We start from the raw sequence: 18,237 nt of genomic DNA, 5'->3' as shown, positions 1-18,237 counted from the left end.
AAGTCATGCGTATGCGTCTTCTAGTAGTGGGCGGGGAGAGCGCCCTGGGCAAGGCGCTACTCGCCGCCGGTGCCGAAGCGGGCATCGAATTCGTTGCCCCCGAGACCCCGGCGGAGGGCTGGTACGCCGCCGGGCTGACCGAGGTGCTCGACCGGGTACGTCCGGGGGCGGTGATCAATCTCGCCTATTATCGCGACTGGCTGCAGGCGGCGGATTTCGATCCGGCGTTGATGCAGCGTCAGGCGCTCGCCGTCCAACGCCTGGCCGGCCTCTGTCAGCACTACCAGATTCCCTTGATCCAACCCTCCGGTTATCAGCTGTTCGATGGCTCGCGCGTGGCCGGCTATAGTGAAAAGGATCTTCCGCGGCCTCCCGGGGCGCGGGGCGAAGCGCTCTGGCGGGTCGAGCAGCTGGTCAGGGCTCTGTGCCCGATGCATATCCTGCTGCGCCTGGGCTGGGTGCTGGACGATTCCTGCGACGGTCGCCTGGGACGTCTGCTACAGCAACTGGGTACCGAGCAGGTCGTCCCCCTGGCGGGTGACCGGCGCGGTAATCCGACCACGGTGGGCGATGTTGCCCGCGTGCTGCTGGCCGTGGTCAAGCAGCTCGACTGCGGCGCGCCGCTCTGGGGGACCTATCACTACGGTGCCCAGGAAGCGGTGTCGGAGCTGGGCCTGGGCGAAACCGTCGCCCAGCTCTGGCAGGAATTCGACCGGCCGGTGCGCTGCGAATGGCAGGAGGTGACGCACCTGGAGCGTGCGGATGCCGCGGAAGAGCCACAACAGGGGGTGCTGATCAGTCGCAAGCTGCTCAACACCTTTGGAATCAAGGCGCGGCGCTGGCAGCAGGAGCTGCCGGCGCTGTTGCAGGGCTTTCGGCAGGACGAGGTAGGTTTCGATGAGTGATGCGCCCATTCTGATCACTGGCGGTGCCGGTTTCATCGGCTCCCACCTGGCCGATGCGCTGCTGGCGCGGGGCAAACGAGTACGGATACTGGACGACCTGAGTACCGGCAAGCGCGAGAATCTGCCGCTGGACAATGAAGGTATCGAGCTGCGGGTGGGTGACGTGGCCGATACCGCGATGCTGGAAGCCGCGGTAACTGGCTGCGCAGCGGTGGTACACCTGGCCGCGGTGGCCTCGGTGCAGGCCTCGGTGGAAGACCCGGTGGGCACCCACAGGGCCAATTTCATCGGTACCCTGAATCTGTGCGAGGCCATGCGCAAGGCCGGGATCAAGCGGGTGGTCTATGCCTCCAGCGCGGCGGTCTACGGCGCCAACGGCCAGGGCCAGGCCATCGACGAGGAATTGCCCAAGGCGCCGTTGACGCCCTATGCAGCGGATAAGCTGGCTGGCGAGTACTACTTCGACTTCTATCGCCGCGAGCACGCTCTGGAGCCGGCGATCTTTCGCTTCTTCAATATCTATGGCCCGCGCCAGGATCCGTCCTCGCCCTATTCGGGGGTGATCAGCATCTTTACCGAGCGCGCCCGCCGCCAGACGCCGATCACGGTCTTTGGTGACGGCGAGCAGACCCGCGATTTCGTCTATGTGGCCGACTTGGTGGGTATCCTGGTGCAGGCGCTGGAAGCTCCCGAGGTGACAGCCGGGGCGGTGAACGTAGGGCGCGGCGAGACCATCAGCCTGAACGGCCTCCTGGCCGAGATCGGCCAGGTGCTCGGTGGCCTGCCGCAGGTGACCCATGGGGCGGCGCGGGCGGGGGACATCCGCCATTCGAAGGCGGACAACCGTCGTCTGCGCGAGCGCTTCGACTTCAGCCAGCCCACGGCCATGGGCACGGGGCTGGCGGCGCTGCTACGAGACTAATCGGGGAGGCCAGGGGCAACCCCTGGCCTGTTGGGCTTCGACGCTGGAGTTGCCTCAGCGCCAACCTACGGTGCTAGTGGCGGGCAGTAGGTTAGAAGCGATAGCCCAGGCCGACCATGTACACCCAGGGATCCACGTCCAGATCGACCTTGGCCCGAGCGCCGAGGGCGGTATTATCGACGTGGGCGGTGGTGGAGATGTCGATGTAGCGGACCTGGGCGTTGAGCATGACCCGGTCGGTGAGCATGAGATCAGCGCCGACCTGGGCGGACCAGCCCCAGGAATTGTCGGCATGGAAGTTGTCGAAGCCGGCCGCGCTGGCGCCGCTGCCGACATGCTCGTCATAGATCCAGGTGTAGTTGAGGCCAGCGCCGACATAGGGCTGGAACGTCGCCTTGGCGTCCAGTGGGTAGTAGACCAGGCTCAGGGTCGGCGGCAGGTGCTTGAGAGTGCCCAGCTTGCCATTGGCGGCGTCCAGACCGGTGCCCTTGATGTTGACCTCATGCTCGAAGGGCGTGGCCGCCAGCAGTTCTAAGCCCAGCTGGTCGGTCAGCATGTAGGCGACGTTCAGCCCCAGCTGGGTGTCGCTGTCCATGGTCGCCTTGCCGCCGAGGTTGGCGCCGCTCAGGGCGCCTCGATCGATCTTGACGTCGGAGCTGCGCTCGTGGGGATCGACGGTGATGGCACCGGCACGCAGGATGATGTCGCCAGCCTGGTGGGCCTGGGCGAGGGGGGCGGCCAAGGCGAGGGCGAGCAGGCTGAGGCGGAAGAGAGGACGCATGGCTAGGGCTCCGGAAGCATTGAAAAAGGGCTGGGAGCAGCCTAGCGAAGCTTAAATGTCAGACTCTTGATCTCGCTCAAGGGTCGGGCATATCCCCTCAGGAGCCGTCGCCCTTGAGGATGTAGGGAAGGATGCGTTGCGCCTGCAGCCAGTAGCCGGCGACGGCCACCTCGCTGCGCTGGCTGCCCACGCCCAGGCGGCCTTCCACCCAATAGGGCAGGTGCAGCTTGGACAGCCAGAGGTCGTGGCTGCCCTTGACGTAGACGATCTGATTGCCGGGTGGCGGTGGCACGTGGATGCAGGCGCCGTAGTAGGGGACCAGGAGGAACTCGGTGACCTCGCCCTCGTCGGTAACCATCAGGGGGACCACGTAGCCGGGCAGGCGCACGTCCTGGCCATCCAGCGCCGCCACCGTCGGAGCGTCCGGCCAGGGCTGGCTGGCGGCCGGGCCGTCTTCGCCGAGACCGTGGTCGATGCTGCCCGGGTTGAAGCGCGGCGCATCGGCCGGTACCAGCTCGCGCCAGGCGAGTTGACGGGGTTCGGCCTGGGCCCAGGGCAGCCAGCAGAGCAACAGCAGTAGCGCCAGGCGCATGGTGGGGCCTCGTTCATAGTCGCACGGACAACCCGTCCGTGAGGGCCTGGCGGCAACCGCGCCAGGCCGGAATGCAGCCGAGCACCAGGGCGGCGAGCAGGATGCCGCCGAGCAGTTGCCCATCGTAGAGCGAGGGCCAGTCCAGCGGCAATGCCAGACCGTATTCCGCCAGCAGCCAGGGGCGGCCCAGGGCGATGGCGCCATAGAGCAGGGCCAGGCCGCCCAGGCAGCCGGCCAGGGTGAGGGCCAGGGCCTCGGCCAGCAGCAGGCCGAACAGATGCCGCGGCTGGGCGCCCACCGAACGCAGGATGGCCATCTCCCGCCGCCGTTCGTTGAGGCTGGCGAGCAGGGCGGTAAGCATGCCCACCAGACCAGTGAGGACCACGCACAGCGACATCACCAGCAGCGCCTGTTCCGCGGTGCCGAGCAGACCCCAGAGTTCCTGCAGGGCCACGCCGGGCAGGATCGCCAGCAAGGGCTCGCCGGTATAGCTGTTGACCGCACGCTGCACCGCGAAGGTGGCTACCCGACTCTTGAGGCCGACCAGGGCGGCCGTGAGATCCTGCGGGGTGAGGTCGCGCTGGCGCACCTCGGCATCGCTGAGCGAGGGGCCGGGCATGCCGCCGCGCCAGTCCAGGTGCAGGGCGGTCATGCCGCTCAGCGGAATGTGCAGGGTGCGATCGACCGGGGTACCGGTGGGCGCGAGGATGCCGACCACGGTGAAGGGATGGTCGCTGTGCTCGGTCAGGCTGATGGTGGCGACGCCATGGGCCAGCACGATCTTGTCGCCCAGCCGGTAGTGCAGCGCCTTGGCCACCTCGGCGCCCAGCACGACCTCGAAGACGTCGTTGAAGGGCCGGCCCTGGGCCAGGCGCAGGGGCTGGTTGCGCCCATAGTGATAGTGGGTGAAGTAGTTGCCGTCGGTGCCCAGCACCCGGTAGCCGCGGTGGGAATCGCCGAGCGACAGCGGGATGGTCCAGGCGACGCGAGGATCGGCGGCGAGCTTTTCGTAGCTTTCCCAGCGGATGTTGTTGGTGGCATTGCCAATGCGGAACACCGAATAGAGCAGCAGGTTGACCGCGCCGGAGCGGGCGCCCACCACCAGGTCGGTGCCGGCGATGGTACTGGCGAAGCTGGCCTTGGCCTCGGTGCGCAGCCGTTCGACGCCTAGTAGCAGGGCCACCGAGACGGCGATGGTGAAGATGGTGAGCAGGGCGGTAGCGCGACGATTGCGCAGGCTGGCCCAGGCTAGCTGAAGGAGGGGCATCCTAGGTCTCCGCCCGGGCAGCGTTGAGCTGGGCCAGGGTGAGGTGGCGGTCGAAATGGCCTGCCAGGCCGCGATCGTGGCTGACGAACAGCAGGCCGGCGCCGGCTGCGGCGCATTCGGCGAACAGCAGCTGCAGGAAGGCGTCGCGGTGATCGGTATCCAGCGCCGAGGTGGGTTCGTCGGCGATCACCAGTTCCGGCTGGCCGATCAGGGCGCGAGCGGCGGCGACCCGCTGCTGCTGGCCGATGGACAATTCGCGGGCCGGGCGCCGGGGCAGGTCGGGATCGCTCAGGCCCAGGGCGCGCAGCAGGGTCAGGGCAGCGTCCTGTGGATCGCCATGGCGCGCGCGGGCACGCTCGTGGCGCAGTCTGGAGAACTGACAGGGCAGCAGGACATTGTCCAGCACCGAGAGAAAGGGCAGCAGGTTGAACTGCTGGAAGAGAAAGCCGGTGTGGTCGACGCGAAAACGATCGCGCCGGGCAGTGGCGAGTTGCCCCAGATCCTGACCGAGCAGCCGGACCTGGCCGCGACTGGGGCGCTGCACGCCGCCGAGCAGGCCGAGCAGGGTGGTCTTGCCGCTACCCGAGGGGCCTTCGAGAAACAGCGCCTCACCGCGCGCCAGCTGGAAGTGTTGGATATCCAGGCATTCCGCCTGGCCAGGCCAGGCGAAGCCAAGGTCCCGGATCTCGACCAGGGGCGCGGTGCTCATGGCCGTCCTACCACTTCAGTCGCGGTTGCTGAGCCGTCAGCTCGGCGCCCTGCTGGCCACTGGCGACGATGGCCTGCACTTCGACACTGTGACTGTTGGGAAAGCGGGCGAACCAGCCGGAGAGGTCCAGACCGTCGAGGGCGGTCGGCTTGCTGCAGGTGAAGCTCATGGTGGCTTCCACATCCAGATGGCCGCTGACGTTGGTGTCCTTGGCGAACAGCGGACTGATGGCACTGGCTTCGGCCAATTGGCAATCGGCTGCTGCGGGCAGCTTCACCAGTGCCTGAGGATTCTCCAGGCTCTGCCGAAGCGCGGCGACGGCGTCCTGCTCCTTCTGGTTGCGCGGTGCATGTTCGAAACCCAGCAGATCGGCCGCCGGACTGCGCCACTGCAACTCCAGGCCCGTATCGGTCTGCGCCAGATCGAGGTGGGATTCGCCGTGCACATGGGCACCCAGGGCGCCGTGCTCGTGTTCGTCATGGTCGTCATGGGCAAGGGCCGGTTGGACGAGTGCGGCAGCAAGGCAGAAGGTCAGCAGGGGCAAGCGCATGGTGGGCTACCAGTGAACGGAAAGGCGCTATGTTATGTTGTTGCTTTTCCGCGCTGCAACCTTGGTTTGGCGTCGGCCAGTGGCTGTGGGAGCATGGGCCTCTGCACGACGAGGAGAACACCATGGTACGCATTCGCGGAACCATCGGCAGCCAGCCCGTGGATCTCACGGTGGAACTGGATGAGGCCGACTGGCAGCGCCTGGCCGCGGCCCTGCGGCCGACGGAGGCGTCCCTGCCTGCTGCGGCGGTGGCCGCCGCACCCAGCGGGCCCAAGTCGGGAGGCGACATGCTCTGGGATCAGGTGGTCAAGCTGCTCAGCTCCGCCGGGCGGCTCAGCGGACCGGACATCCTCGTGGCGCTGGAAAAGCTGACCGGCAATCTGGGCGTGGCCAAGCAGCTGCTGGTCCGGCTGAGGCACAGTCCCCAGGTGCGCATGGAGCGGGTCGGGGAGGCGCAGTTCTATATCTGGCAGGGGTGAAGCTGGGCACAGGTGGTGGAAAACGCTGGGCGGTTTTCCACGCTACGAAAGGTCCACAACGCCAGGCGGGCGCTGGTTGTGGATAAGGCTGCGCCCAGGGCGACGCAGCCGTTATCGATAGGCGCTTAGTACAGCGCCTGGTACAGGCGGCGGCGATAGGTGGCGACCAGTGGGTGGTCGTTGCCCAGCAGATCGAAGACCTGCACCAGGGTCTTGCGCGGCAGGTCGTCGCCATAGCCACGATTGCGGCGGAACAGGTCGAGCAGGCCATCCAGCGCCGGTTCGTACTGCTGGCGGGCCAGTTGCTGCACGGCCAGCTGGTAGGCGGCTTCGTCATCACCGGCATCGCGAGCCAGGCGGCTCTTGAGCTCGGCGACCTCGGGCAGACTGGCGGCCTGGCGGAGAAAGGTCAGCTGGGCACGGGCGCCGGCCAGGGCCTGCTTGTGTTCGTCGCCCTTGACCGCGTCCAGTACCGCCTGGGCATCGTCCAGTTCATTGCGCTCGGCCAGGCAGCGGGCATAGAGGATCAGCGCCAGGGCGTTGCTGTTGTCCTCTTCCAGCAGCGCCTTGAGCAGCGCCTCGGCCTCGGCGAAACGGCCTTCGGCGAACAGCGCCTGGGCGGCTTCCAGCGGATCTTCCGCGGCCGGTGGCAAGGCCTGGACATGGGGTTCGAGCAGGGCACGGATGGCCGACTCCGGCTGGGCGCCAGCGAAGCCGTCCACCGGCTGGCCGTCCTTGAACAGCACCACCGTCGGCAGGCTGCGGATGCCGAATCTCATCACCAATTCCTGCTCGATGTCGCAGTTGACCTTGGCCAGGTGCAGGGCGCCGCCATAGGACTCGGTGATCTTGGCCAGCAGCGGCATCAGCACCTTGCAGGGCGCGCACCACTCGGCCCAGAAGTCCACCAGCACCGGAGTGCTGAAGGAGGCGTCGATGACCTGTTGCTGGAAGGTGTCGAGAGTGGCGTCGAAAATGTAGGGGACCTGGCTCATGGCGGACTCGGCAGACGAAAGATGCACTATAGGTGGGGGCGCCGCCCTTGGAAACAAGGCAGGTGGCTCAGCCCTGATAGAGCGTCACGCGGCGGAATTCTTCCGGCTCCGCCAGATCCGGCAGGGTGCAGGCCTGGAGTTCGGCGAGGCGGCTGAAACCGGGGTGGACCAGGTCGCGTACGCGCGAGTCGGCCAGCAATAGGCTGTCGGCACGGCTCTGCAACGATCCCAGCAGGGACAGGTTGGCACGGTCGTAGAGCACGTCGGCGGCCAGGATCAGCTCGAAGCGCTCGGTGCTGGCCTGGAAATCGGCCAGCGTCTGAATCTGCAGGCCGTTGGCCTGGGCATTGGCACGACAGGCGGCCAGTGCCAATGGATCGAGGTCGCAACAGACCACCCGCGCCGCGCCGGCCTGGGCGGCGGCGAGACCGGCGATGCCCGAACCGCTGCCGAAATCCAGCACCTGGCGCCCGGCGACGTGCTCAGGATTGGCGACGATCCAGTGCGCCAGGGCCAGACCACTGGCCCAGCAGAAGGCCCAGTAGGGCGGCGCCTCCAGCAGGCGCTGGGTTTCCGCCGGGGAAAAGGCCCGCGTCATGTTGGCGGGATCGACCAGCCACAAGGATAGCGTGCTGCCGGGCAAGGCCTGCAGGCGGAGGCGGGCGTCGCCGAGCAGCGCCACCAGGGCGTCGGCAAGGTCGGAGGGCGGGGTCACGGAGTCTGGTTCAGCACCAGTTCGCCGAGGTTCTGCGTGGTCGGCCCGCCCACACCGACCGGTGGCAGGTAGCTGGCCAGTTGACCGGCCTGGATCAGACGGGCGTGGAATTCCACCTTGAGGTCCGGACGGGTGGGGAAGATGTCCGGGTTGAAGGGCAGGCGGAAGGCCAGGGGCGCGCCCTTGCCGGTCACCGTCTCGCTGGCCAGCAGGCGCTGGGGCAGGCCCTTGGCGTTGACCGCCAGCAGGGCGATCTCGACCTGGGCACCGGCCGGGACCAGGCCCTGGGCATTGCGCAAGACGCCGGAGATCTCGCGCAGATTGGCCGGGGTAGGAGCACCCGCCACCGGAACCGGCTCGTCGGCCGGGGTGGTGGGCTGCGGCGGCGTGGTTTCGGGGGGGCTGGAGCACGCCACAAGCAGACCGGTGAGCAGCAGGGGCAGGAGGACGCGTGGGGTCATGGCAGGATCCGTAGGTCGCGGCCCGCGAGGGCTGCACGGGAGGTTGAGGAGTGGCCGTCGAGTAGAGTGCGCTCTTATAGCCTGGCGGCCTCTGGCTGTCGATTCGTCCGGTACCCGGAGGTTCCCGGCGGGGGGTGATCGGGTACCATGAGGGCTTTCCCTTCCGGCGGTCGACTCTCCCATGCATTGTCCCTTCTGCGGCGCCCACGACACCAAGGTCACGGATTCCCGGCTGGTTGCGGCCGGCGAGCAGGTGCGCCGGCGGCGTGAATGTCTGGCCTGCCAGGAACGCTTCACCACTTTCGAAACCGCCGAGCTGGTCCTGCCGCGGCTGATCAAGCAGGACGGTACCCGCCAGCCCTTCGACGAAGACAAGTTGCGCGCCGGCATGCAGCGCGCCCTGGAAAAGCGCCCGGTCAGCGTCGAGCGCCTGGAAGAGGCCATCGCCCTGATCAAGCACCGGCTGCGCGCCACCGGCGAGCGGGAGATCCGTTCGCGGGTGGTGGGCGAACTGGTGATGGATGAACTGCGCAAGCTGGACCAGGTGGCCTATATCCGCTTCGCCTCGGTCTATCGGCAATTCCAGGACCTGGCCGAATTCCGCGACGAGATCGAGCGACTGGCCCAGGATCCGGGCAAGCAGCCGGTATGAGCCCTGCCAACGAGATGAATGACGAATTCTGGATGGCCCGCGCCCTGGCACTGGCGGCGCTCGGCCGCTACAGCACGGCGCCCAATCCCCGGGTGGGCTGCGTCATCGTCCGGGACGGCCGGATAGTGGGCGAGGGCTGGCACCGCCAGGCCGGCGGTCCCCATGCCGAGGTGCATGCCCTGCGCCAGGCGGGGGAAGCCGCGCGCGGCGCCACCGCCTATGTGACCCTGGAACCCTGCAGCCACCATGGCCGCACACCGCCCTGCGCCGACGCCCTGGTCGCGGCTGGCGTGGCCGAGGTGGTGGCAGCCATGACCGATCCCAATCCGCTGGTGGCCGGCCGTGGCCTCGCCCGTCTCGCCGCCGCTGGCATTGCCACCCGCGCCGGGGTGCTGGAAGCCGAGGCCCGGGCGCTCAATGCCGGCTTCATCCAGCGCATGCTGGCCGGGCGACCCTTCGTGCGGGTCAAGCTGGCGCTGAGTCTGGACGGTCGCACCGCCATGGCCAATGGCGAGAGCCAGTGGATCACCGGGCCGCTGGCACGCCAGAGTGTCCAGCGGCTACGGGCCGAAGCGGGCGTGGTGATCACCGGCGCCGATACCGTGCTGGCCGACGACGCCCGCCTGACCGTACGCCAGGCCGAGCTGGGCCTGAGCGGTGACGAACTGGAGCTGGCCACCCTGCGCACGCCGCAGCGGCTGCTGGTGGACGGCCGCGGCCGGGTGCCGCTCACGGCCCCGTTCTTCCAGGCCGGCGCGGCGCGAGTGGCCGGTATGGCCGCCGAGGCGCCCGCCTATGCGGTGGCCGGTCATGACTACCTGGCGTTGCCTGGCGCCCAGGGCCAGGTCGATCTGGCCGCCCTGCTGACCCGATTGGGCGGCGAGCAGGTCAACGACGTCCTGGTTGAAGCCGGGCCGCGCCTTGCCGGTGCCTTCGCCCAGGCCGGGCTGGTCGATGAATACCATCTGTTCCTGGCGCCCAAGTTCCTCGGCTCCAGTGCCCGGCCGCTGCTGGACTGGCCGCTGGAGCACCTGGCCGAGGCACCGCAGCTGGAAATCCTCAGTGCCACGCCAGTGGGCGCGGACCTGCACCTGATCGCCCGACCTGTCCGGGGTGCCTGACGCCCCTGGCCCCCCGGCGGCGAACTGTGTTACAAAACCTGCGCTGCCTGCGGGTAGCGAGTTCTCAGGGCGGGGTGTAATTCCCCACCGGCGGTAATGCCCGATCGACTCGGGACGAGCCCGCGAGCGCTCCCTTGCCCTCTGCGGCGGGGGAGGTCAGCAGACCCGGTTGGATTCCGGGGCCGACGGTCATAGTCCGGATGAGAGAGAACGGGATAGCCTCGCCTGGCAGGGGTGCGAGCCCCTCGTCCGTCTGATTTCCCTTCTGTCCGTACGCCCTGTTTTTTCACCGAAACAGGAGTTCGTCGATGTCTAGCTGCACCGCCGTTTCGGCTCCGCCTCTTGGAGGCCTGAGCTGATGTTTACCGGAATCATCGAAGCCCTCGGCGAGATCCGCGCCCTCATGCCCAAGGGCGGAGACGTGCGCCTCTATGTCGCCACCGGCAAGCTCGACCTTGCCGACGTCAAGCTCGGCGACAGCATCGCCGTCAACGGCGTCTGCCTCACCGCCGTGGAATTGCCTGGCGACGGCTTCTGGGCCGACGTCAGTCGCGAGACCCTGAGCCTTACCAGCCTGGGTGGGCTCAAGCCTGGCAGCCGGGTCAACCTGGAAAAGGCGCTGATGCCCACCAGCCGTCTCGGCGGCCACCTGGTCAGCGGCCACGTGGACGGCCTCGGCGAAGTGGTTTCCCGCGCCGATAACGCCCGTGCCGTGCAATTCCGTCTGCGCGCCCCGGCCGAGCTGGCCCGTTACATCGCTCTCAAGGGGTCCATTACCGTGGATGGCGTCAGCCTCACGGTGAACGCGGTGGACGGCGCCGAGTTCGAGCTGACCATCGTCCCCCATACCCTCGGCGAGACCATCATGGCCGACTACCGCGCCGGTCGGCGGGTGAACCTGGAGGTGGACCTCCTGGCCCGCTACCTGGAACGCCTGCTGCTGGGCGACAAGGCCGCCGAGTCCAGCAAGGGCGGCGTCACCGAAAACTTCCTCGCCGAACACGGCTATCTGCAGCGCTAAGGACGACACCGTGGCACTTTCCAGTATCGAAGACATCATTCAGGACATCCGCGCGGGCAAGATGGTCATCCTCATGGACGACGAGGACCGCGAGAACGAAGGCGACATCATCATCGCCTCCGAATGCGTCACCGCCGAACACATCAACTTCATGGCCCGCCATGCCCGCGGCCTGATCTGCATGCCCATGAGCAAGGGCCTTTGCGAACGCCTTAATCTGCCGATGATGGCCAGCCGCAACGCCTCCGGCTTCGGCACCAAGTTCACCGTCTCCATCGAGGCCGCCGAGGGCATCAGCACCGGTATCTCCGCCGCTGACCGGGCGCGCACCGTGCAGGCCGCCATCGCCAAGGACGCCAAGGCCGGCGACGTGGTCAGCCCTGGCCACATGTTCCCGCTGATGGCCCAGCCCGGTGGCGTGCTGGCCCGCGCCGGCCACACCGAGGCCGCCTGCGACCTGGCGCGCATGGCCGGCTTCGCCGAGAGCGGCGTGATCTGCGAAGTGATGAACGACGACGGCACCATGGCCCGTCGCGACGAACTCGAAACCTTCGCCGAGCAACACGGCCTCAAGGTCGGCACCATCGCCGATCTGATCCACTACCGCCTGCTCCACGAGCACACCGTCAAGCGCATCGACGAGCAGCAGCTCGATACCGAACTCGGCCCCTTCAAGCTGGTGACCTACCGCGACGAAGTGGAGGGCGACGTCCATCTGGCGCTGATCCGCGGTGACCTGGCCAGCCAGGAGCTGCCACTGGTGCGGGTGCACAACATGGACCCGCTGCGCGACCTGCTGCAGGTCCACCAGCCGGGTCGCTGGAGCCTGCGCAGCGCCATGGAGCGGGTCGCTCGCGAAGGCGCTGGCGTGGTGCTGCTGCTGGGGCACTCGCTGGAAGGCGACGACCTGCTGGCGCATCTGCGCGAGCCGCGTCCGGCGCCCAAGGCACTGTCCACCTACAGCACCGTCGGTGCCGGTTCGCAGATCCTGCGCGACCTGGGCATTCGTCAGATGCGGCTGCTCAGCTCGCCGATGAAGTTCAACGCCATATCCGGCTTCGACCTGGAAGTAGTAGACTATCTGCCTCCTGAAGAATGACCCTTCCGCCTGGCGCGCCCGCCCGGGTGGTGCGGCGCGCTTCACCTGGATTTCCACGGACGGCCTGGCAGTTGCCGGCCGTCCGGCTCTTTGACAACTGGACCCGCACATGAACATCAAGACCTTTGAAGGCACCTTCATCGCTCCCCAGGGCCGTTTCGCCCTGGTGGTCGGCCGCTTCAACAGCTTCGTCGTCGAGAGCCTGCTGCAGGGCGCCATCGACGCCCTGGTGCGCCACGGCATCAAGCCGGACGACCTGACCATCATCCGCGTCCCCGGCGCCTTCGAGATCCCGCTGGCCGTGCAGAAGATCGCCCAGCGCGACGAATTCGACGCCATCATCGCCCTCGGCGCGGTCATCCGTGGCGGCACGCCCCACTTCGAATACGTGGCCGGCGAATGCACCAAGGGTCTGGCCCAGGTCTCCATGGAATTCGGCGTCCCGGTGTCCTTTGGCGTCCTGACTGTCGACTCCATCGAGCAGGCCATCGAGCGCTCCGGCACCAAGGCCGGCAACAAGGGCGCCGAAGCGGCCCTGTCCGCTCTGGAAATGGTCAGCCTGCTGGCGCAGCTGGAGGCCAAGTGAGCGGCGATCTGACTCCGCCCGCGGCCGGCAAGCCCGCGGGCAAGAAGGCCCCCACCGGCAAACTGGCTGCTCGCCGCGAAGCGCGCAGCCTGTCGGTCCAGGCCCTGTACCAGTGGCACATGGCGGGCCAGGCGATCAACGAGATCGAGGCGCAGTTTCGCGTCGACAACGACTTCGCCAAGGTCGACGGCGCCTACTTCCATGAAGTCCTCCATGGCGTCCCGGCCAACAAGAGCGAGATCGATGGCCTGATCCTGCCTTGCCTGGACCGTGCCATGGACGAGGTGGACCCGGTCGAACTCGCCGTGCTGCGGCTGTCCTGCTACGAACTGCTCAAGCGCATCGACGTGCCCTATCGCGTGGTGATCAACGAGGGCATCGAGATGGCCAAGATCTTCGGCGCCACCGACGGCCACAAGTTCGTCAACGGCGTGCTGGACAAGCTGGCGCCCAAGCTGCGCAGCGCCGAGTTGCGCGGCAAGCGCTGATCGCCCACGTCGGCATGGGTGAATTCGAACTCATCCGTCGCTATTTCGCCGCGGCGCCCTGCGCGCGCGGCGGTCCGGGCGTGGCCCTGGGGATCGGTGACGACTGCGCGCTGCTGGCACCCGCTCCGGGTGAGCAGCTGGCGGTATCCACCGACACCCTGACCGCCGGGGTGCACTTCCCCGATCCCTGCCCGGACGCCTTCGGCCTTGGGCAGCGCGCCCTGGCGGTGAGCGCCAGCGACCTGGCCGCCATGGGTGCGGCGCCCCTAGGCTTCACCCTGGCGCTGACCCTGCCGGCGGTCGAACCGAGCTGGCTGGAAGGCCTCGCCGCAGGACTCGCCCAGATGGCCGAACGGTGCGACCTGCGCCTGGTCGGGGGTGATACCACCCGCGGTCCACTGTCCCTCACTCTCACGGTCTTCGGTCGGGTTCCGGCTGGTCAGGCGCTGCTGCGTAGCGGCGCCCGGCCGGGCGATCTGCTGTGCCTGGGCGGCGCGCCCGGCGAGGCAGGCGGCGCCTTGCCCTTCGTTCTCGGCCAGCGTGCTCCAGAGGGCGCCGCCAGTCGGCACCTGCTGGCTCGCTACTGGGCGCCCCAACCGCAATTCGAACTCGGCCTCTGGTTGCGGGGCAGGGCGACGGCGGCCCAGGATGTCTCCGACGGCCTGGTGGCCGATTGCGGGCATATCGCCGCGGCCTCTGGCGTGCGACTGGTGGTGGAGGCCGCGCGGCTGCCGGTGAGCCCGGCGCTGGCCGAGCTGTTTCCGGCCGACGAGGTGCTGCGCCTGGCGCTGGGCGCGGGCGATGACTATCTGCTGGTCTTCACCCTGCCGCCCGAGCAGGCCCCGGCCCTGGCCGTCGCCTGGCCCCAGGCGCAGGTGATCGGTCGGGTCGAGACGGGCAGCGGTGTTGCTGTCCTCGCCGCCGACGGTCAGCCCATGACGCTGGCGCAGACCGGTTTCCAACACTTCTAGCGCCTTCGAGCGGAGTCCTTCCTTGAGCGAACACCAAGCCCCCGCCCAGCCGGTCCCCCTGTCGGTCTGGCGTGATCCCTGGCACTTCCTGGCCTTTGGCCTGGGTTCCGGCACCCTGCCCAAGGCACCCGGTACCTGGGGATCGCTGATCGCCTTGCCCTTCGTGCCGCTGTGGCAGCTGCTCACTGGCTGGAGCTATCCGTTGTTGTTGGTGGTCCTCACCCTGTTTGGTTGCTGGTTGTGCGGCAAGGTTGCCCGGGAGCTGGGCGTGCACGACCACGAGGGTATCGTCTGGGACGAGATGGTCGGCATCTGGATCACCTTCTGGCTGGCGCCACCAGGGTTGATCTGGCTAGTGGTGGGTTTCGTCGCCTTCCGCGTGCTAGACATCTGCAAGCCCTGGCCAATCCGCTGGCTGGATGTCAATGTCCGCGGCGGCGTCGGCATCATGGTCGACGATGTACTGGCCGGCGTCCTCGCCTGGCTGGTGGTTCAGGGACTACATATCGGTTGGGGTCATCTCGTCGGCTGACGAGACGCAGGCCCAAGGAGCAGGGCAGTGAAAAGACTGGGCGCGTGCGGCCTCATCTGGGCCGTCGGTACGCTCGCCTGGGCGCAGCCCCAGGTCAGGGTCGTGGGGTTGTTCAACGGCGCGGCGGTGATCAACGTCAATGGCCAGCGCAAGCTGCTCAAGGTCGGGCAGCGGCTGGACGAGGTCGAGGTGGTCAGCGCGGATTCCCAGCAGGCGGTGCTGCGCATCGAGGGTAGGACCCAGGCCTTTGGTCTCGATCGCGAATACAGCGATGGCTACAGCGCGCCGCAGCGCCGCGAATTCAGCGTGCCACGCAGCAACAACGGTCACTATCAGGTCACCGCCAACGTCAACGGCCGGCCGGTATCCCTGCTGGTGGATACCGGCGCCACCAGCGTGGCCCTGAGCGGCGCCCAGGCCGACCAGCTGGGGATCCGCTACCGTGACGGCACGCCGGGATGGGTGGAGACCGCCAGTGGCCATGCCCGCGCCTGGCGTACCACGCTCACGCAGGTGCGCCTGGGCGATGTGGAGGTCGTCGGGGTGGAGGCCATGGTGCTGGAGGGCAACTACCCCAGCCAGGGTCTGCTGGGCATGAGTTTCCTCAACCGGGTCGGCTGGCGCGAGGCCCAGGGCATCTTCTACGTCCAGGCGCGCTGATAGATCATTGGGTATCGACGTCATAACCCCTGGCGATGACGCCGGACCCGGGGAAAAGGTTACAATGTACGTCTTTCCCCGTCAGGAGCCTGCAGGTGTCCGTCGTCTTTGTCGCCGCCTCCCAACTGCCCACCCCCTTCGGCCTGTTCACCATGCACGGTTTTCTCGATGAGACCGATGGCAAGGAGCATGTCGCCCTGACCTTCGGCGACGTGGCCGACGGCGAGCCGGTGCTGGGACGGCTGCATTCCGAATGCCTGACCGGCGATGCGCTGTTCAGCCTGAGATGTGACTGTGGCTTCCAGCTGGAAGCGGCGTTGCGTGCCATCGCCGAGGCGGGCCGTGGCGTGCTGCTCTATCTGCGCCAGGAAGGGCGTGGTATCGGCCTGCTCAACAAGATCCGCGCCTATGAGCTGCAGGATGCCGGGGCCGATACGGTGGAAGCCAACGAACGTCTGGGCTTTGGCGCCGACCAGCGCACCTATGCCCTGTGCAAGCCGATGCTCGACCACCTGGGCATCACCTCGCTGCGGTTGATGACCAACAATCCGCGCAAGGTGAAGGCGTTGGAAGCCTTGGGGGTTCCCGTAGCCGAGCGGGTGCCTCTGCAAGAGGGGCTCAATCCGCACAACCGCCGCTATCTGCTGACCAAGGCCGGCAAGCTGGGTCACATGCTCGGTAATCTGCACCAGAACGAAGACATGGAAAAGGCGCCCTAGGGCGCCTTTTTACTGGCCAGCGGCAGGCTGCGCTCAGGCTTCCTTGCGCAGACCGGTCGGTGCCAAGTCCGCCAGGGCCAGACGCTCGCGTACTGAGCGTTCGATGCCCGCCTCATCGAGGCCGCATTCGGCCAGCATGTCGGCCGGCTTGGCGTGTTCGATGTAGCTATCCGGCAGGCCCAGGTTGAGTACCGGCCGGAGCAGGGCGTTGGCCTGCAGGAACTCGTTGACCGCACTGCCGGCGCCACCCATGACGCTGTTTTCCTCGACGGTGACCAACAGGTCGTGGTCGGCGGCGAACTGGCGGATCAGCGCCTCGTCCAGCGGCTTGACGAATCTCATGTCGGCCACGCTGGCGTCCAGACGCTCGGCGACCTGCAGGGCTTCGGCCAGTTGCACGCCAAAGACCAGGAAGCCGACCTTGGGGCCGCTCTTCAGGCTGGTCTGGCGACGCACCACGCCTTTACCGATAGGCAGGGGTTCCAGGCCCGGATCGAGGGCGGCGTTGGGGCCGCTGCCACGGGGATAACGCACCGCAGCCGGACCCTGGTGGCGATAGCCGGTGGTAAGCAGGCGGCGCAGCTCGTTCTCGTCGCTGGGCGCCATGATCACCATGCCGGGGATGCAGCGCAGGTAGGACAGGTCGAAGCTGCCGGCGTGGGTAGGGCCGTCTTCGCCCACCAGACCGGCGCGGTCGATGGCGAAGAGCACGTCCAGGTTCTGCACCGCCACGTCGTGGATCAGCTGGTCATAGCCGCGCTGCAGGAAGGTGGAATAGATGGCGACCACCGGCTTCATGCCGTCGCAGGCCAGGCCTGCGGCCAGGGTTACCGCATGCTGCTCGGCGATGGCTACGTCGAAATAGCGCTCGGGATAGCGTTCGGCGAAGCGGATCAGGTCGGAGCCTTCCTTCATCGCCGGGGTGATGCCCACCAGCTTGGAATCGGCGGCGGCCATGTCGCACAGCCAGTCGCCAAAGATGTTGGAGTACTTGGGTGCACCCGGGCGCTTGGGCTTGGCGTCCAGCGGCTCCAGCTTGGTGATGGCGTGGTAGCTGATGGGATCGGCCTCGGCGATGGACAGGCCCTTGCCCTTGCGGGTGATCACATGGAGGAACTGCGGACCCTTGGCATCTCGCAGGTTGCGCAGGGTGCTGACCAGGGTCGGCAGGTCATGGCCGTCGATGGGGCCGATGTAGTTCCAGCCCAGCTCCTCGAACAGGGTGCCGGGTACCAGCATGCCCTTGGCGGCTTCTTCGGTGCGGCGGGCGATTTCCCAGGCACCGGGCAGCTTGGAGAGGGCCTTCTTACCGTTCTCGCGCAGGTGCTGGTAGGTACGGCTGGAGAGCAGCCGCGCCAGGTAGTTGGACAGGCCACCGACATTGCGCGAGATGGACATGTCGTTGTCGTTGAGCACCACCAGCATGTTGGCGCCGGTGTCCGAGGCGTGGTTGAGTGCCTCGAAGGCCATGCCCGCGGTCAGGGCGCCGTCGCCGATCACCGCTACCGACTTGCGCTCGATGCCCTGCAACTGGGCGGCGATGGCCATGCCCAGGGCGGCACCGATGGAGGTGCTGGAGTGACCGACGCCAAAGGTGTCGTATTCGCTCTCGCTGCGGCGCGGGAAGGCGGCGAGGCCGTCCTTCTGGCGCAGGCTGGCCATGCTTTCGCGGCGACCGGTGAGGATCTTGTGCGGATAGGCCTGGTGGCCCACGTCCCACACCAGCCGGTCTTCCGGGGTGTTGAAGACGTAATGCAGGGCCACGGTCAGCTCGATGACACCCAGGCCGGCGCCGAAATGACCGCCGGTCTGGCCCACGGTCCACAGGAGAAAGGCGCGCAGTTCGTCGGCGACGGCTTCCAGCTCGGCGTCACCGAGCTGGCGCAGCTGCACCGGCAAGTCGATGCGGTCGAGCAGGGGCGTCGCGGGACGCTGGCGGGGAATCTCGTGAAACGTCTTGGGCATCTGGCTGACCACTTTGCGCAGAGAATTAGGCAGTTTACCCGATGCTC

Annotated in this window: 22 protein-coding genes and 1 riboswitch; of the genes, 13 read left to right on the top strand and 9 right to left on the bottom strand. The window is 67.6% G+C overall.

Features of this window, described 5'->3' with window-relative positions; genetic code table 11:
• Positions 1 to 5: 5 nt before the first annotated feature.
• Positions 6 to 905: a sugar nucleotide-binding protein gene (locus tag PJ259_RS14005; RefSeq protein ID WP_174523153.1), complete on the top strand. Its 900-nt coding sequence runs from the start codon at positions 6 to 8 to the stop codon at positions 903 to 905.
• The gene (locus PJ259_RS14000) at positions 898 to 1,827 is read left to right on the top strand and encodes an NAD-dependent epimerase/dehydratase family protein (RefSeq protein WP_271653257.1); all 930 of its coding nucleotides are present in this window, start codon (positions 898 to 900) and stop codon (positions 1,825 to 1,827) included. Before PJ259_RS14005 ends, PJ259_RS14000 begins: the two co-directional genes overlap by 8 nt.
• Positions 1,828 to 1,918: 91 nt before the next feature.
• Here PJ259_RS14000 and PJ259_RS13995 read toward each other — a convergent pair whose 3' ends face one another.
• The 5 genes from PJ259_RS13995 to PJ259_RS13975 all read right to left on the bottom strand — a co-directional run bounded on the left by PJ259_RS13995 (position 1,919) and on the right by PJ259_RS13975 (position 5,726).
• Positions 1,919 to 2,608, bottom strand: coding sequence for an OmpW/AlkL family protein (locus PJ259_RS13995; protein ID WP_271653256.1), 690 nt, complete (start codon positions 2,606 to 2,608; stop codon positions 1,919 to 1,921).
• A gap of 97 nt (positions 2,609 to 2,705) precedes the next feature.
• Positions 2,706 to 3,200 (bottom strand): DUF3299 domain-containing protein, encoded by a 495-nt coding sequence (locus PJ259_RS13990; RefSeq protein ID WP_271653255.1) that lies wholly within the window; start codon positions 3,198 to 3,200, stop codon positions 2,706 to 2,708.
• A gap of 13 nt (positions 3,201 to 3,213) precedes the next feature.
• A complete protein-coding gene (locus PJ259_RS13985; protein ID WP_271653254.1) occupies positions 3,214 to 4,467 on the bottom strand; it encodes an ABC transporter permease in 1,254 nt (417 codons plus the stop codon).
• A gap of 1 nt (position 4,468) precedes the next feature.
• Positions 4,469 to 5,176: an ABC transporter ATP-binding protein gene (locus tag PJ259_RS13980; protein WP_271653253.1), complete on the bottom strand. Its 708-nt coding sequence runs from the start codon at positions 5,174 to 5,176 to the stop codon at positions 4,469 to 4,471.
• Between the two features lie 7 nt (positions 5,177 to 5,183).
• Positions 5,184 to 5,726, bottom strand: coding sequence for a ZrgA family zinc uptake protein (locus PJ259_RS13975; protein WP_271653252.1), 543 nt, complete (start codon positions 5,724 to 5,726; stop codon positions 5,184 to 5,186).
• A 122-nt stretch (positions 5,727 to 5,848) separates the two neighbouring features.
• Here PJ259_RS13975 and PJ259_RS13970 point away from each other — a divergent pair, with 122 nt between their 5' ends.
• Entirely contained in the window at positions 5,849 to 6,205 is a 357-nt protein-coding gene (locus tag PJ259_RS13970) for a hypothetical protein (protein WP_271653251.1), read from the top strand.
• A 125-nt stretch (positions 6,206 to 6,330) separates the two neighbouring features.
• Here PJ259_RS13970 and trxA read toward each other — a convergent pair whose 3' ends face one another.
• The 3 genes from trxA to PJ259_RS13955 all read right to left on the bottom strand — a co-directional run bounded on the left by trxA (position 6,331) and on the right by PJ259_RS13955 (position 8,376).
• Positions 6,331 to 7,200 (bottom strand): thioredoxin, encoded by an 870-nt coding sequence (gene trxA, locus PJ259_RS13965; RefSeq protein WP_059316444.1) that lies wholly within the window; start codon positions 7,198 to 7,200, stop codon positions 6,331 to 6,333.
• Between the two features lie 67 nt (positions 7,201 to 7,267).
• Positions 7,268 to 7,915 (bottom strand): class I SAM-dependent methyltransferase, encoded by a 648-nt coding sequence (locus PJ259_RS13960; protein ID WP_271653250.1) that lies wholly within the window; start codon positions 7,913 to 7,915, stop codon positions 7,268 to 7,270.
• Complete coding sequence (locus PJ259_RS13955) at positions 7,912 to 8,376, bottom strand: YbaY family lipoprotein (protein ID WP_059316442.1); 465 nt, start codon at positions 8,374 to 8,376, stop codon at positions 7,912 to 7,914. The genes PJ259_RS13960 and PJ259_RS13955 overlap by 4 nt, the downstream gene beginning before the upstream one ends.
• 181 nt (positions 8,377 to 8,557) lie before the next feature.
• On the opposite strand from PJ259_RS13955, the gene nrdR reads away from it, so the two are divergent.
• From nrdR to ribA, 10 genes are all read left to right on the top strand, one after another.
• Complete coding sequence (gene nrdR / locus PJ259_RS13950; protein ID WP_007161213.1) at positions 8,558 to 9,028, top strand: transcriptional regulator NrdR; 471 nt, start codon at positions 8,558 to 8,560, stop codon at positions 9,026 to 9,028.
• Positions 9,025 to 10,149, top strand: coding sequence for a bifunctional diaminohydroxyphosphoribosylaminopyrimidine deaminase/5-amino-6-(5-phosphoribosylamino)uracil reductase RibD (ribD, locus tag PJ259_RS13945; RefSeq protein WP_271653249.1), 1,125 nt, complete (start codon positions 9,025 to 9,027; stop codon positions 10,147 to 10,149). Before nrdR ends, ribD begins: the two co-directional genes overlap by 4 nt.
• Before the next feature lie 56 nt (positions 10,150 to 10,205).
• A riboswitch (FMN riboswitch) is annotated at positions 10,206 to 10,365 on the top strand.
• A 142-nt stretch (positions 10,366 to 10,507) separates the two neighbouring features.
• Positions 10,508 to 11,170, top strand: a complete 663-nt coding sequence (locus PJ259_RS13940; protein WP_271653248.1) for a riboflavin synthase — start codon at positions 10,508 to 10,510, stop codon at positions 11,168 to 11,170.
• A 10-nt stretch (positions 11,171 to 11,180) separates the two neighbouring features.
• A complete protein-coding gene (gene ribBA, locus PJ259_RS13935) occupies positions 11,181 to 12,269 on the top strand; it encodes a bifunctional 3,4-dihydroxy-2-butanone-4-phosphate synthase/GTP cyclohydrolase II (protein WP_271653247.1) in 1,089 nt (362 codons plus the stop codon).
• Positions 12,270 to 12,378: 109 nt separating this feature from the next.
• Positions 12,379 to 12,855, top strand: coding sequence for a 6,7-dimethyl-8-ribityllumazine synthase (ribH, locus tag PJ259_RS13930; RefSeq protein WP_007161209.1), 477 nt, complete (start codon positions 12,379 to 12,381; stop codon positions 12,853 to 12,855).
• On the top strand, positions 12,852 to 13,343 hold the full coding sequence (nusB, locus tag PJ259_RS13925) for a transcription antitermination factor NusB (protein ID WP_059316438.1): 492 nt from the start codon (positions 12,852 to 12,854) through the stop codon (positions 13,341 to 13,343). Before ribH ends, nusB begins: the two co-directional genes overlap by 4 nt.
• Before the next feature lie 14 nt (positions 13,344 to 13,357).
• Positions 13,358 to 14,314 (top strand): thiamine-phosphate kinase, encoded by a 957-nt coding sequence (gene thiL, locus PJ259_RS13920; protein ID WP_271653246.1) that lies wholly within the window; start codon positions 13,358 to 13,360, stop codon positions 14,312 to 14,314.
• Between the two features lie 22 nt (positions 14,315 to 14,336).
• Positions 14,337 to 14,846 carry a phosphatidylglycerophosphatase A family protein gene (locus tag PJ259_RS13915; RefSeq protein WP_271653245.1) on the top strand — a complete coding sequence of 170 codons (510 nt, stop codon included), beginning with the start codon at positions 14,337 to 14,339 and terminating at the stop codon, positions 14,844 to 14,846.
• Positions 14,847 to 14,873: 27 nt separating this feature from the next.
• Positions 14,874 to 15,506: a retropepsin-like aspartic protease family protein gene (locus tag PJ259_RS13910; protein ID WP_059316435.1), complete on the top strand. Its 633-nt coding sequence runs from the start codon at positions 14,874 to 14,876 to the stop codon at positions 15,504 to 15,506.
• A 95-nt stretch (positions 15,507 to 15,601) separates the two neighbouring features.
• The gene (ribA, locus tag PJ259_RS13905; RefSeq protein WP_059316434.1) at positions 15,602 to 16,225 is read left to right on the top strand and encodes a GTP cyclohydrolase II; all 624 of its coding nucleotides are present in this window, start codon (positions 15,602 to 15,604) and stop codon (positions 16,223 to 16,225) included.
• Positions 16,226 to 16,258: 33 nt separating this feature from the next.
• Here ribA and dxs read toward each other — a convergent pair whose 3' ends face one another.
• Positions 16,259 to 18,190: a 1-deoxy-D-xylulose-5-phosphate synthase gene (gene dxs / locus PJ259_RS13900; protein ID WP_271653244.1), complete on the bottom strand. Its 1,932-nt coding sequence runs from the start codon at positions 18,188 to 18,190 to the stop codon at positions 16,259 to 16,261.
• Positions 18,191 to 18,237: the final 47 nt, after the last annotated feature.

Source organism: Pseudomonas sp. JBR1 (genome assembly GCF_028198185.1).
Lineage (GTDB): Bacteria > Pseudomonadota > Gammaproteobacteria > Pseudomonadales > Pseudomonadaceae > Chryseomonas > Chryseomonas oryzihabitans_E.
The sequence above is the reverse complement of the archived record's forward strand: the minus strand, read 5'-3'. Positions and strand labels throughout refer to the sequence as shown.